We start from the raw sequence: 12,182 nt of genomic DNA on the forward strand, positions 1-12,182 counted from the left end.
TTTTCTGAAACTCAAAGGAAAAACCAAATGAGCGAATATAAAGTAACCATTCTGGGCGCGGGCCTTGCAGGCTGCGAGGCGGCTCTCTGGCTGGCGGGCAAGGGCGTGCAGGTGGACCTGTACGAGCAGAAGCCCGTTCACTTTTCACCCGCGCACAAGAACGCAGGCTTTGCGGAGCTGATCTGCTCCAACAGCCTGAAAGCCGAACGGCTGGACTCTGCCTCCGGCCTGCTGAAGGAAGAAATGCGCCGGATGGGCAGCCAGCTGCTCAACGCCGCCGAGACGGCCCGCGTGGCCGCAGGCGGTGCGCTGGCGGTGGACCGTGATGCCTTCAGCGCCGAAGTGACCCGCATGGTGGAAAGCTGTGAAAATATCACCGTCCACCGGGAACGGGTGGAGCACATCGACGAGACTGCCCCCATTCTGGTGGCCACCGGCCCCCTGACCGACGGCGCACTGGCCGATGAGATCGGGGCCTTGACCGGGGACGAGCGTCTGCATTTCTACGATGCCGTGGCCCCCATCGTCACCGCCGAAAGTCTGGACTACAACAAGGTGTTTGCCGCTTCCCGCTATGACCGGGGCGAGGCCGACTACCTGAACTGCCCTTTCAACAAGGAAGAGTACGAGAAATTCCACGCGGCTCTCGCGTCTGCCGAGCGCGCCCCTCTGCACGACTTCGATACCGGCGCAGAGCAGAGCGCTCAGCCCGACCCGGACGCCCATGGCAAAAAGGCCGACACCGTCACGGTCTACGAGGGCTGCATGCCCATTGAGATCATGGCTGCCCGAGGCGCCGACACCATGCGGTTCGGTCCCCTGCGCCCGGTGGGCCTTGTGAACCCCAACACCGGACACCGCCCCTGGGCCAATGTCCAGCTGCGGGCCGAAAATAAGGAGCGCACCCTGTATAACATCGTGGGCTTCCAGACCAACCTCAAGTGGGGAGAGCAGAAGCGGGTGTTCAGCATGATCCCCGGGCTGGAAAATGCCGAGTTCGTGCGGTATGGCGTCATGCACCGTAACACCTTCCTCGATGCGCCCCGGGTGCTCAGCGCCCAGCTGTGCCTGAAAGAGCACCCCAATGTGTTCTTTGCAGGGCAGATCACCGGCTTTGAGGGCTATATGGAAAGCGCTGCCTGCGGCCTGCTGGCGGCCCGCAGCCTGTATGCCCGTCTGGAAGGAAAGGAGCTGCCCGCCCCGCCTGCCGACACCATGTGCGGCGCACTGGTGCAGTACCTGACCACCGAGAACAAGCACTTCCAGCCCATGGGCGCGAATATGGGCATCCTTCCTCCGCTGCCGGAGGAGAGCCGCCCGCGGGACAAGCGCCTGCGTTACATGGCACAGGCCCAGCGCGCTGTTGCCAGCTTCCAGCACTGGCTGGATGAAACTTCTCTTTAAGAAGGGAGAAAAGCTATGAAAATTATCGTGGACATGATGGGCGGCGACAACGCCCCTCTGGCGGTGCTGGAGGGTGCCGCACAGGCCGTGAAGGAGTACGGCGTCACCGTCGTCGGCGTGGGCGACGAAGCACTGGTGCGCAAGACCGCACAGGAGAACAGCATCCCGCTGGACGGCATCGAGCTGGTGAACTGCACCGAGGTCATCGATATGTGCGATGAGCCTGCCCGTGCCATCCGCCAGAAGAAGGACTCCTCCATCGTGGTGGGCCTGAACATGCTCAAGGACGGCAAGGGCAACGCCTTTGTCTCGGCCGGCAGCACCGGCGCGCTGCATGTAGGCGCAAGCCTCATCGTGCGCACCCTCAAGGGCATCAAGCGCCCGGCTCTGGCCACCATGGTGCCCGCTAAAAAGCAGGCCTATCTGCTGCTGGACTGTGGTGCCAATGTGGAGTGCCGCCCCGAGATGCTGGCAGCGTTCGCTGTCATGGGCAGCTGCTATGTGAACAAGGTGGAGGGCCGCCGCAGCCCCAGTGTGGCGCTGGCCAACAACGGTGCAGAAGAGAGCAAGGGCACCCCCATGCTCAAGGAAGCCCATCAGCTGCTCAAGACCACCCCCGGCATCCGCTTTGTGGGCAACATCGAGCCCCGCGATGTGCCGGGTGGCGAAGTGGACGTGGTGGTGTGCGACGGCTTCACCGGCAACGTCATCCTCAAGCTGACCGAGGGCGTGGCAAAAATGCTGCTGGGCATGCTGAAGCAAATGTTCCTCGCAAACCTCGGCGGCAAGCTGGCTTACCTGCTGCTCAAGGGCAGTGTGGCAGACCTGAAGCACCAGATGGACAGCGAGGAGTACGGCGGCGCACCCTTCCTGGGCGCAAGGCAGCCGGTTATCAAGGCCCACGGCTCTTCCAAGGCCAAGGGCATCAAGAACGCCATCCGTCAGGCAAAGATCTGCGTGGAGAACGATCTGTGCGGCACCATGCAGTCTGCGCTGGATGAGCTGGCTGCGGCACAGAAAACTGAGGAATAAGGGAAGCGGGCTTGCCCTCTCCGTCATTGCTTCGCAATGCCACCTCTCCCAGAGTGAGAGGCTTTGGCAGTTCGTGCAGACTGCATCGATTTGCCAAGGGCTCCCCCTTTGGGGGAGCTGGCGAACGGACGTGAGCCTGAGAGGGCGAGGATGCTGACCATCAATAAGGGAGCTAAAACATATGAGCCATCAGTTGGAAACAATTATTGGTTATAAGTTCAAAAACCCGGAGCTGCTGGAGATCGCGCTCACCCATACCAGCTATGCCAACGAGAGCCGCACCCCGGTCAAGCACAACGAGAGGCTGGAGTTTCTGGGTGACAGCGTGCTGCAGATCGTCTCGGCAGACTATCTGTTCCACGCCTATGCGGACCGGCCGGAGGGCGATCTGACCCGCATCCGCGCCAGCCTTGTCAGCGAGGGGGCCCTGTTCCAGTTCGCGCAGGAGATCGATCTGGGCGAATACCTGCGCCTTGGCCGCGGCGAGGAGCGCTGCGGCGGACGCACCCGCCCCAGCGTGGTGTCGGACGCCTTCGAGGCAGTCATTGCCGCACTGTATCTGGACGGCGGCATGGAGGTGGCCCGCAAATTCATCCTGCCCTTCATCACCGAGGGCAAGCACGCCGAGGCTGACTACAAGACCCGCCTGCAGGAGATCGTGCAGCAGAACCCGGAAGAGCGCCTGAGCTATGTGGTGGAAAGCGAGTCCGGCCCCGACCACGACAAGCATTTCGTGGTGGCGGTGCGGTTCAATTCTGACCGCGTGGCCCGTGGCGAAGGCCGCAGCAAAAAAGCCGCAGAGCAGTGCGCCGCCAAAGAAGCGCTCAAGCTGCTGGGCGTGATAAAGGAAAAGTAAATGGTATTCAAAGAACTGGAGATCCAGGGCTTTAAAAGCTTTCCCGATAAGGTCAAGATTCGCTTTGATGCAGGTGTGACCGGCGTAGTGGGTCCCAACGGCTCCGGCAAATCCAACCTTTCGGACGCGGTGCGCTGGGTGCTGGGCGAGACCAGCTCCCGCCAGCTGCGCGCGGCAGGCAAGATGGAGGACGTCATCTTCGGCGGCACCCGGCGGCGCGGAGCCATGGGCTTTGCGCAGGTGCGGCTGACGCTGGACAACGCCGACCATACCTTTGATCTGGATGCAGACGAAGTGACCATTGGCCGCAAGTATTACCGCTCCGGTGAGAGCGAGTATACCATCAACGGGCAGGTGTGCCGCCTGCGGGACGTCTACGAGCTTTTGCTGGACACCGGCATCGGCCGCGACGGCTACTCGGTCATTGGGCAGGGCCGCATCGCGGAGATCGTGGCCGCAAAAAGCAGCGAACGCCGCGAGATCTTTGAGGAAGCCTGCGGCATTGCAAAATACCGCTACCGCAAGACCGAAGCCGAGCGCCGCCTTGCTGCGGCGGGCGAGAACCTTGAGCGCCTGCGGGACATTCTGGGCGAACTGGAAAGCCGGGTGGGCCCGCTGGAAAAAGAAAGCGCCAAGGCAGAAAAGTTTCTGGAGCTGAGTGCCCGGCGCAAGACGCTGGAAGTGACCCTCTGGACCGACGGCGTGCACCGTGCCCGGGAGACCGTGCGCCAGCAGGTGCGGGACTACGAGACGGCGCAGGCCGATTACGAACGCTTTGACCGCGAGACCAGAGCCGCCGAGCAGGAGGCTGAGGAGATCCGGATGCAGGCACAGCAGCTGACGGTTGCCGTTGAGCGCCTGAATGGGGATATCCGCAGCATCACCCAGCAGATCAGCGGGTCGGAGAGCCGCATCGCCGTGCTGGAAAACGACATCCTCCGCAACGAGGAGAGCGCTGCATCCCTGCGGGAAGAGATCAGCGCCGGGGAACAGGACAGCACCGAGGCACAGGCCGCCTTGCAGCGTCACCGGGCCGTGGCAAAGACCATGGAAGCGGAGGGCGAAAAACTGGCGGCAGAAATCGAGGCACTGAACGCGGAGATCGCTCGCCTGACCGATGCCAGCAGTGCCAGCGGTGCCCGCAAGGATACTCTGAAAGCGGAGCTTGCTGACCTGGCGGCCCGGCGTACCGAAGCGCAGGTGGCGCAGGCCGCTGCCGAAGCTGCCGGGGAAACAGCCCGCCAGCGCCTGCCCGCTCTCGAAGCGAACGCAGAAGAGAGCACCGCCCAGCGGGATGAGGCAAAGCGGGATCTGGAAGACACCATAAAATACCGCCGGATGCTGGAAGAAAACGAAAAGCAGCTGGCGAACGTCCGTTCCGGTCTGGAGCTCAAGCTGAAAAGCCGCAAAGCCGCGCTGGACGATGCCGACGCGGCAGAGCAGAAGCTTGGCCGGGAGCTGGATGCCGCCCGCCAGCGTCTTTCGGTGCTGCGGGAGCTGGAAAAGAACATGGACGGCTACCAGAACTCGGTCAAGGCCGTCATGCGTGCCGCCGGTGCCCGCCGTCTGCGGGGGGTCATCGGGCCGGTGTCCGCTATCCTGACGGTGGAGCCGGGCTGTGAGGTGGCTGTGGAGACCGCCCTTGGCGGCGCACTGCAGAACATCGTGGTGGAAAACGAGGCCGCCGCCAAAGCGGCCATCGCCCTGCTGCGCAATGACAATGCGGGCCGCGCCACCTTCCTGCCGCTGGACACCGTCCAGCCCGGCGTGTTCCGGGGGCGTCTTTCCGGCACGGCGCGTCTGGCTTCCAGCCTTGTACAGGCCGACCGCCGGTACGACAACATCGTATCGAACCTGCTGGGCCGCATCATCGTGGTGGACGACATCAACGAAGCCTCCCGCGTGGCGCGGGATAACGGCTTCCGGAGCAAGGTGGTCACCATGGACGGTCAGGTGGTCAATGCAGGCGGCAGCTTTACCGGCGGCAGTGTCCAGCGCAGCGCGGGCCTGTTCACCCGCAAGCAGGAGATAGAAGAGCTGCGGGTAAAGGCTGCAAAACTGCAGAAGGAATGCCTTGCCGCGCAGGAAAAGACCGACCGCTGCAAAGAGCAGGCAGATGCCCTTCAGGCAGAGCTGACCGCCACGGCCAGTGAACAGATCACCGCAGCCAACGACAGGGTGCGTGCCGAGGCAGAGCAGAAGCGGCTGGAAGCTGCCGTACAGCAGCAGGAGAGCACTCTTGCCGCCCGGCAGCAGGAGATCGATGCCCTGAAAGCGTCCCTTTCCGAGAGTCAGAGCAGGGCCGAGGACGCTGCTGCTCTGCAGGCAGAGCTCACAGCAAAGGTCGATCTGCTGACTGCTGAAGTGAACCGCATCGCCGAGGGAGACGACAGCTTTGTGGCGCAGCAGACGGTGCTGAACCAGAAGCTCAGCGCAAAGCGGCTGGAACAGGTGACCCGCCAGAAGGACGCCGAACTGGCCTACAGCCAGATCGCTGCGCTGGAACAGCGGGCACAGGATGCCGCCGCACGCCGTGCCTCGCTGGAAGAAAGCCTTGCGGCACTGGCACAGCGCAGCGAGAGCTGCCGGGCAGAAATTGCAGCCATCCGGCAGGCAAAGTCCGACAGCCAGACCGAGATCACCCAAAAAGAAAAGGCAATCCGCGAAGCCACCGAACAGCGGCTGGAACGCCAGCAGGCAGAGACCGCGGCACTGGGCCGGGCGCGCACTTCCTCCGACAGCCGCGAGGAGATGGGCCGCGAAATGGCCCGCCTTGCCGAACGCAAGGCCGCAGCCGAGACCGAGTACGACCAGACGGTGGCAAAGCTGTGGGATGAGTACCAGCTCTCGGTGAGTCAGGCAGAGAACCTCTGCGTGGAGTTCGAGAGCCTGACAGCCTTGCGGGCACAGGTGGCAGAACTGCGGGGCAAGATCCGTGCCCTTGGCAGCGTGAACGTCAGCGCCATCGAAGAGTACAAAGAGGTCCGGGCCCGCTACGACGCCCTTGTGCATCAGGTGACCGATGTGGAGGAAAGCCGCCATGAGCTGATCCGCATGATCTCCAAACTCTCGGCGCAAATGCGGGAGATCTTCACTGACAGCTTCCGCGCTATCAACGAAAACTTTGGCCGGGTGTTCACCGAGCTGTTCGGCGGCGGCGAAGCCAGCCTGCTGCTGGAGGATGAGGCCGATGTGCTGTCCTGCGGCATCGGCATCCGGGTGGCCCCGCCGGGCAAGGTCATCAAGAATCTGGAAGCGCTTTCCGGCGGTGAACAGGCGCTGGTGGCCATCAGCATCTACTTTGCCATTCTGGCGGTGAACCCGGCTCCGTTCTGCATTCTGGACGAGATCGAGGCCGCTCTGGACGATGCCAACGTGGTGCGGTTTGCCCAGTATCTGCGCCGAGTGAGCGACAAGACCCAGTTCATCGTCATCACCCACCGCCGCGGCACGATGGAAGCCGCGAATGTGCTTTACGGCGTCACCATGCAGGAGGACGGCGTGTCCAAACTGCTCAGGCTCGATCTGGAACAGGTTGACGCCACGCTGGTTTCCTGATATATATTAAAGAAAAAGATAGGAGGACACTATGGGGTTCTTCGGATTTGGCAAGAAAAACAAAGAAAAAGAACAGGAAAAAATGAAAACGGGTCTGGAAAAGACCCGCACCGGTTTCTGGGGCAATATCCTCAACACCCTCACCGGCAGCGTCATCGACGACGAAATGTACGATGATCTGGAAGAGCAGCTCATCCTTGCAGATGTGGGCGGCGAAGTGGCCGTGCGTCTGGTGGACAAGCTGCGGGACCGGGTGCGCGAGAAGGGCCTGAAGACCGGCGAAGAAGCGGCAGATGCCCTGCGGGACATCATTGCCGAGGAGATGACGCCGGAGGCTGAAATGGACCTTTCCGGCAAGCCTGCCGTCATTCTGGTCATTGGAGTGAACGGCGTGGGCAAGACCACCAGCATTGCAAAGTTGGCCGATTACTACACCCGCGAGGGCAAAAAGGTGATGCTGGCCGCAGGCGATACCTTCCGTGCCGCAGCCAGCGAGCAGCTGGAGATCTGGGCAAAACGCGCCGGTGTGCCCATCGTCAGCGCAGGCGAGGGCGCAGACCCGGCGGCTGTCATTTTCGACACCGTAAAGTCTGCCACCGCACGCGGCTATGACATGGTCATTGCCGACACCGCAGGCCGTCTGCACAACAAATCCAACCTGATGGCAGAGCTTTCCAAGATCAGCCGTAGCGTCAAAAAGGCCAGCCCCGAGGCCAGTCTGGAGACCCTGCTGGTGCTGGATGCCATCACCGGCCAGAACGCCATCAGTCAGGCCAAGGAGTTCTGCAAGGCTGCAGACGCCACCGGCATCATCCTGACCAAGCTGGACGGCACCGCCAAGGGTGGCTGCGTTGTGGCGGTTAAGCAGCGTCTGGGCCTGCCGGTGCGCTTCATCGGCGTGGGCGAGGGCATCGACGACCTGCTGCCCTTCACCCCGGAGGGCTTTGTGGAAGAGCTGCTCCCGCGTCAGTGGAAGCACTAAAACAGAACCCTCTCACCGTTCCGTCCGCTTGCAGCGGCGCGGAGACGGAGCTCTCCCAAAGGGGCGAGCTTTGAAAGCGGAAGGAGTATCAAGATGAAAATTTGTGCAGCCACCGGCAACGCCGGAAAGCTCCGCGAACTGCGCCGCATTCTGGAAGCGCAGGGCCACGAGGTGGTCAGCCAGAAGGAGCTGGGCATCACCATCGAGCCGGAGGAGACCGGCACCACCTTTGCCGAGAATGCCCTCATCAAGGCCGAGACCATCTGCAGGGCAAGCGGCCTGCCCACCATCGCCGATGACTCCGGCCTGTGCGTGGATGCGCTGGGCGGTGCGCCCGGCGTCTACAGTGCCCGCTACTGCGGCCGCCACGGCGACGACGAAGCCAACAACGACAAGCTTCTGGACGCCATGCAGGCTGTGCCTGCCGGGCAGCGCGGTGCAAAGTTCGTCTCAGCGGTGTGCTTCATCCTGCCGGATGGGCGGCATCTGACCTGCATGGGCGAGTGCCCGGGCAGCATCGCCTTTGAACGGCTGTGCGGGGATTACGGCTTTGGCTACGACCCGCTGTTCATCCCCGCCGACTGCGGCGTGGGAAAGCACGAGAAGCGCCCCAACACCGAGGGCCGCAGCTATGCCCAGCTGACCCCCGACGAAAAGGACGCCATCAGCCACCGCGGCAACGCGCTGGCGGAATTGGAAAAAGAACTACCTGATTTTTTGAAATAAAAGGAGAAAAACTATGCTGACAAGCAAACAGCGCGCCATCCTGCGCGGCAAGGCAAACACCATGGACCCCGTTTTCATCGTGGGCAAGGGCGAGATCGACGAGACCATGATCCAGGGCGTGAAGGACTGCCTCGACGCCCGTGAGCTCATCAAGCTCAAGGTGCTGGAGAGCAGCATGTACAATGCCCGCGAGGCTTCGGTCAAGCTGGCCGAGGCCACTGGCGCCGACTGCGTGCAGGTGATCGGCTCCAAGTTCGTGCTGTACCTGCAGAAGAAAAAGGACAGCGCTTACGCCGACCTGCTGAAGTAAAAATGAAAGTTCTTCTCTACGGCGGCACGTTTGATCCGCCCCACAACGGCCACCTGAACAATCTGCGGGCTGCCGCCGACCGTGTCCGCCCGGACAAGGTGGTGGTGATGCCGGCCGGGCTTTCACCGTTCAAGCAGCACACTTCGGCCCCGGGTGCGCTGCGGCTGGAAATGTGCAGCTGCTTCCATGCACTGGAAGAGGGGATGGATGCCATCCCGCAGCTGGAAGTCAGCGGGTGGGAGGTAGCTCAGGCCAAAGCAGGGAACCACAATTACACGGTGCTCACGGTGGAAAAGCTGGCCCGGGACTACCCTGGGGCACAGCTGTACCTTGCCATCGGCAGTGATATGCTGCTGAGCTTTGACGACTGGCACCGCTGGCAGGATATCCTGCGCCTTGCCCATCTGGTGGTCACCAGCCGCAATGTGGGCGATGCACCGGAGCTGCACGCAAAGGCCCTCCGGCTGGACCCCACCGGGGCACGCATCCTGTTTGCGCCGGTACAGGCGCTGCCCATGGCCAGCAGCGACATCCGCACCCGTCTGGCTGCAGGCGAAGGGTGTGAAGCTGAGCTGCCGGAGGCAGTGCGGGCGGTCATCCGCCGGGAGAAACTCTACAAAAAGGAAGTATCAGCCAATGAACCTCAAACAGGCAAAGGAGCTTGTGCGCGGCCGCTTGAGCGATAAGCGCTATGAGCATACCTTGAATGTGAAAAAAATGGCCGTCAAGCTGGCAAAGATCTACGGTGAGGACGAGGAGCGGGCCGCGCTGGCAGCCCTGCTGCACGATTCCGCCAAGGAGATCAGCAAGGATGAGATGCGCGAGATCCTGCGCGCTTACCCCCAGTATGCCGAGGGCGGCGAAGAGCGCCCGGCCCCGGTGTGGCACGGCGTGTGCGCCGCGATCCTGGCCCGCACCCAGTGGGGCGTGACCGACGAAGCGGTGCTTTCAGCCATTGCCTGTCACACGGCGGGCAAACCCGGCATGACCCGGCTTGACAAAATTTTGTATCTGGCCGATATGACCAGTGCTGAACGGGACTGGCCCGGCGTGGAAAAGCTGCGCAAGCTGGAAAAAAAGGATCTGGATGCCGCCATGCTGGCCGCGCTGAAGCAGACCAACGATTTCGTGCTCTCGCAGGGCAAGCCTCTGGACCCGATGTCCAAAGCGGCCTATGAGGATATCCTGGCCAGCAGCGGGCAGAATGAAATGGAAAGAACAGCAGAAAGCAAAGGTCTCTGACCGGATGCAGAAAACAGATTGCAGATTCTGCCGGACAATGTTATACTAAAGACTATGACAGGTCTTGCAGAGAACCTTTTGCACGACTGTGAAAATCTGGAGGATACAAAAAAGCATGAGCCAGACGCCACGCCATATCAATACCGATCGTTCGCTGAAGCGCCCGGAGCGGGCGGCAGATGCACCGCGTCACGCCGCGTCCAGCACGGATGCAAAGCAGAGCACAGGCGGTGCACACAATGAGCCGCCCCGCCGTCCGGCACAGGGCAGCGGACAGGGCGAACCGCCGCGTCGCCGCAATAAGAAAAAGAAAACGCCCCTCTGGCTGCCTTTTGCAGTGGTCATGGCCATCATCGCGGTGATCTCCGGTGTGGTGGTGTACGGCGTCAGCCTTGTGAACAAGGTGGAGGACAGCATCCGTCCGGACGACAGCACCCCTACCATTGAGGAAGAGGTCAAGACAGACGAGGAATACAAGGGCGATGTGGTGAACATTCTGGTCTGCGGCATCGACTATGAAGAGGGCCGCAATTATTCCAACGACCCCACTTCCAACGACGGCATGACCGACATGATCCTGTACGTGCAGTTCGACATCAAGAACGGCGCGCTGCGGATGCTGCAGATCCCCCGCAACAGCCTTGTCACCACTAAGAACAAAAAGATCACCCTTTCCAATGGAAAGACCTACGCCGCCACGAATTATCAGATCAACTCGGTGGCGATCTCCAACGGCGGCAGCATCGCCGCTCTGGCCGATGTCATCTACGACCAGTTCCGGCTGCCCATCGATTACTATGTGACGGTGGACATGCAGGCGCTGGTGGATATGGTGGATAACTTTGGCGGCATCGAGGTGTATATCCCCCACGATATGTCCTACGGCGGCAGCAAGCTGCTCAAGGGCTACCGTAATCTGAACGGTGCATCGGCAGAGTTCTTTGTGCGCTGCCGCCACGGCGACGGCTACGCCAATTCCGATATCGACCGCCTGAACATGCAGCGCTATTTCTATGCCGGCCTGTTCAAGCGTGCCCGCGCCATGGGTGTCACCGATATCCTGAACCAGCTGCCGCTGGTGTTCAAGAACTATATCAAGACGGATATGGACATTTCCACCATTGCAAAGCTGGTGGTGTCCTTCCTCAAACTCGACAGCTCCAACATCATTCTGGCGCAGACGCCGGTGTTCATGGGCGTGCCCAATGTGGGCAAGACCGACACCTTTGCCGGCTACTCCTGCGTGGTGCCGGATGCGGGTTCCATTGCAAACCTGCTCAATCAGTATTTCTGCACCTACACCGGCCCCATTGATGTGAGCGAAATGAACCTTGTCACCGACGAGTGGCCTCACGGCAGTGCATCCACCGATGCCAACGTGCAGTATATGGGCCGCATCGATAAGGAGTCGGACGATGCCATCCTGAACGGCGATACAGACCTTGATGGCGCTGTTACCACCGACGGTCAGGCCGCAGGCTCCGCAAACTGAAACTGACAGAAAGGAAAAACATATGGAGAACTTCAACGACAGCAAGGCGCTTGCCATTGAGATCGCAAAGATCCTGGATAAGAAAAAGGCCCACGATGTGCGCGTGCTCAAGGTGGAAAGCCTGACCGTGCTCACCGATTACTTTGTCATTGCCTCCGGCACTTCCACCACGCAGGTGGCGTCTCTGGCCGACGAGGTGGAGTACGAGCTTTCCCAGAAGGGTCTGGAGCCCTACAGCACGGAGGGCTACGACTCCAAGAACTGGGTGCTGCTGGATTATTCCAACGTCATCGTGCACGTATTCGTGCCCAATACCCGCACCTATTACGATCTGGAGCACCTGTGGGCAGATGGTGAGCCCATTGATATCTCCGAGTACCTCACCCCCGACAGCACCCTTGAATAATTTGATCAAGGCAAACAGGTCTGCTTCTGGCAAAACCCTCTCCGTCATCGCTGCGCGATGCCACCTCTCCCGAAAGGGAGAGGTTTTGGCGCAATAGGGAAAGTTGGCAAAAAAGCTCCCCCCTCGGGGGAGCTGGCAGGGCGAATGCCCTGACTGAGAGGGTTTATACCGGGA

General features: G+C 61.4%; 11 protein-coding genes. All 11 read left to right on the plus strand.

The window, feature by feature from the left end:
* The first annotated feature begins 27 nt into the window (after positions 1–27).
* The gene (trmFO, locus tag ACNSPV_RS07715) at positions 28–1,404 is read left to right on the plus strand and encodes a methylenetetrahydrofolate--tRNA-(uracil(54)-C(5))-methyltransferase (FADH(2)-oxidizing) TrmFO (protein ID WP_249238342.1); all 1,377 of its coding nucleotides are present in this window, start codon (positions 28–30) and stop codon (positions 1,402–1,404) included.
* Positions 1,405–1,419: 15 nt separating this feature from the next.
* Positions 1,420–2,436, plus strand: coding sequence for a phosphate acyltransferase PlsX (gene plsX, locus ACNSPV_RS07720; RefSeq protein WP_348583816.1), 1,017 nt, complete (start codon positions 1,420–1,422; stop codon positions 2,434–2,436).
* 181 nt (positions 2,437–2,617) lie between these two features.
* Entirely contained in the window at positions 2,618–3,292 is a 675-nt protein-coding gene (gene rnc, locus ACNSPV_RS07725) for a ribonuclease III (RefSeq protein WP_223451991.1), read from the plus strand.
* Entirely contained in the window at positions 3,293–6,850 is a 3,558-nt protein-coding gene (gene smc, locus ACNSPV_RS07730) for a chromosome segregation protein SMC (protein WP_348583815.1), read from the plus strand.
* 31 nt (positions 6,851–6,881) lie between these two features.
* Positions 6,882–7,832 carry a signal recognition particle-docking protein FtsY gene (gene ftsY, locus ACNSPV_RS07735; protein WP_249238345.1) on the plus strand — a complete coding sequence of 317 codons (951 nt, stop codon included), beginning with the start codon at positions 6,882–6,884 and terminating at the stop codon, positions 7,830–7,832.
* A 93-nt stretch (positions 7,833–7,925) separates the two neighbouring features.
* Positions 7,926–8,558: an RdgB/HAM1 family non-canonical purine NTP pyrophosphatase gene (gene rdgB / locus ACNSPV_RS07740; protein ID WP_348583813.1), complete on the plus strand. Its 633-nt coding sequence runs from the start codon at positions 7,926–7,928 to the stop codon at positions 8,556–8,558.
* A 13-nt stretch (positions 8,559–8,571) separates the two neighbouring features.
* Positions 8,572–8,868, plus strand: a complete 297-nt coding sequence (locus ACNSPV_RS07745; protein WP_005932885.1) for a YhbY family RNA-binding protein — start codon at positions 8,572–8,574, stop codon at positions 8,866–8,868.
* Positions 8,869–8,870: 2 nt separating this feature from the next.
* Positions 8,871–9,554, plus strand: coding sequence for a nicotinate (nicotinamide) nucleotide adenylyltransferase (gene nadD, locus ACNSPV_RS07750; RefSeq protein WP_348583812.1), 684 nt, complete (start codon positions 8,871–8,873; stop codon positions 9,552–9,554).
* Positions 9,505–10,110, plus strand: coding sequence for a bis(5'-nucleosyl)-tetraphosphatase (symmetrical) YqeK (gene yqeK / locus ACNSPV_RS07755; RefSeq protein ID WP_348583811.1), 606 nt, complete (start codon positions 9,505–9,507; stop codon positions 10,108–10,110). The genes nadD and yqeK overlap by 50 nt, the downstream gene beginning before the upstream one ends.
* A 115-nt stretch (positions 10,111–10,225) precedes the next feature.
* Positions 10,226–11,602, plus strand: coding sequence for an LCP family protein (locus ACNSPV_RS07760; RefSeq protein WP_348583809.1), 1,377 nt, complete (start codon positions 10,226–10,228; stop codon positions 11,600–11,602).
* A 22-nt stretch (positions 11,603–11,624) separates the two neighbouring features.
* Positions 11,625–12,008 carry a ribosome silencing factor gene (gene rsfS / locus ACNSPV_RS07765; RefSeq protein WP_005944348.1) on the plus strand — a complete coding sequence of 128 codons (384 nt, stop codon included), beginning with the start codon at positions 11,625–11,627 and terminating at the stop codon, positions 12,006–12,008.
* Positions 12,009–12,182 lie beyond the last annotated feature (174 nt).

Origin of the sequence: Faecalibacterium sp. 3 (genome assembly GCF_048323735.1) — a bacterium.
Taxonomy (GTDB): Bacteria; Bacillota; Clostridia; order Oscillospirales; family Ruminococcaceae; genus Faecalibacterium; species Faecalibacterium wellingii.

Bases quoted from the DNA above. Each gene is read 5' to 3' on its own strand.
- trmFO (WP_249238342.1), top strand. From the start codon at position 28: ATGAGCGAATATAAAGTAACCATTCTGGGCGCGGGCCTTGCAGGCTGC.
- plsX (WP_348583816.1), top strand. From the start codon at position 1,420: ATGAAAATTATCGTGGACATGATGGGCGGCGACAACGCCCCTCTGGCG.
- rnc (WP_223451991.1), top strand. From the start codon at position 2,618: ATGAGCCATCAGTTGGAAACAATTATTGGTTATAAGTTCAAAAACCCG.
- smc (WP_348583815.1), top strand. From the start codon at position 3,293: ATGGTATTCAAAGAACTGGAGATCCAGGGCTTTAAAAGCTTTCCCGAT.
- ftsY (WP_249238345.1), top strand. From the start codon at position 6,882: ATGGGGTTCTTCGGATTTGGCAAGAAAAACAAAGAAAAAGAACAGGAA.
- rdgB (WP_348583813.1), top strand. From the start codon at position 7,926: ATGAAAATTTGTGCAGCCACCGGCAACGCCGGAAAGCTCCGCGAACTG.
- ACNSPV_RS07745 (WP_005932885.1), top strand. From the start codon at position 8,572: ATGCTGACAAGCAAACAGCGCGCCATCCTGCGCGGCAAGGCAAACACC.
- nadD (WP_348583812.1), top strand. From the start codon at position 8,871: ATGAAAGTTCTTCTCTACGGCGGCACGTTTGATCCGCCCCACAACGGC.
- yqeK (WP_348583811.1), top strand. From the start codon at position 9,505: ATGAACCTCAAACAGGCAAAGGAGCTTGTGCGCGGCCGCTTGAGCGAT.
- ACNSPV_RS07760 (WP_348583809.1), top strand. From the start codon at position 10,226: ATGAGCCAGACGCCACGCCATATCAATACCGATCGTTCGCTGAAGCGC.
- rsfS (WP_005944348.1), top strand. From the start codon at position 11,625: ATGGAGAACTTCAACGACAGCAAGGCGCTTGCCATTGAGATCGCAAAG.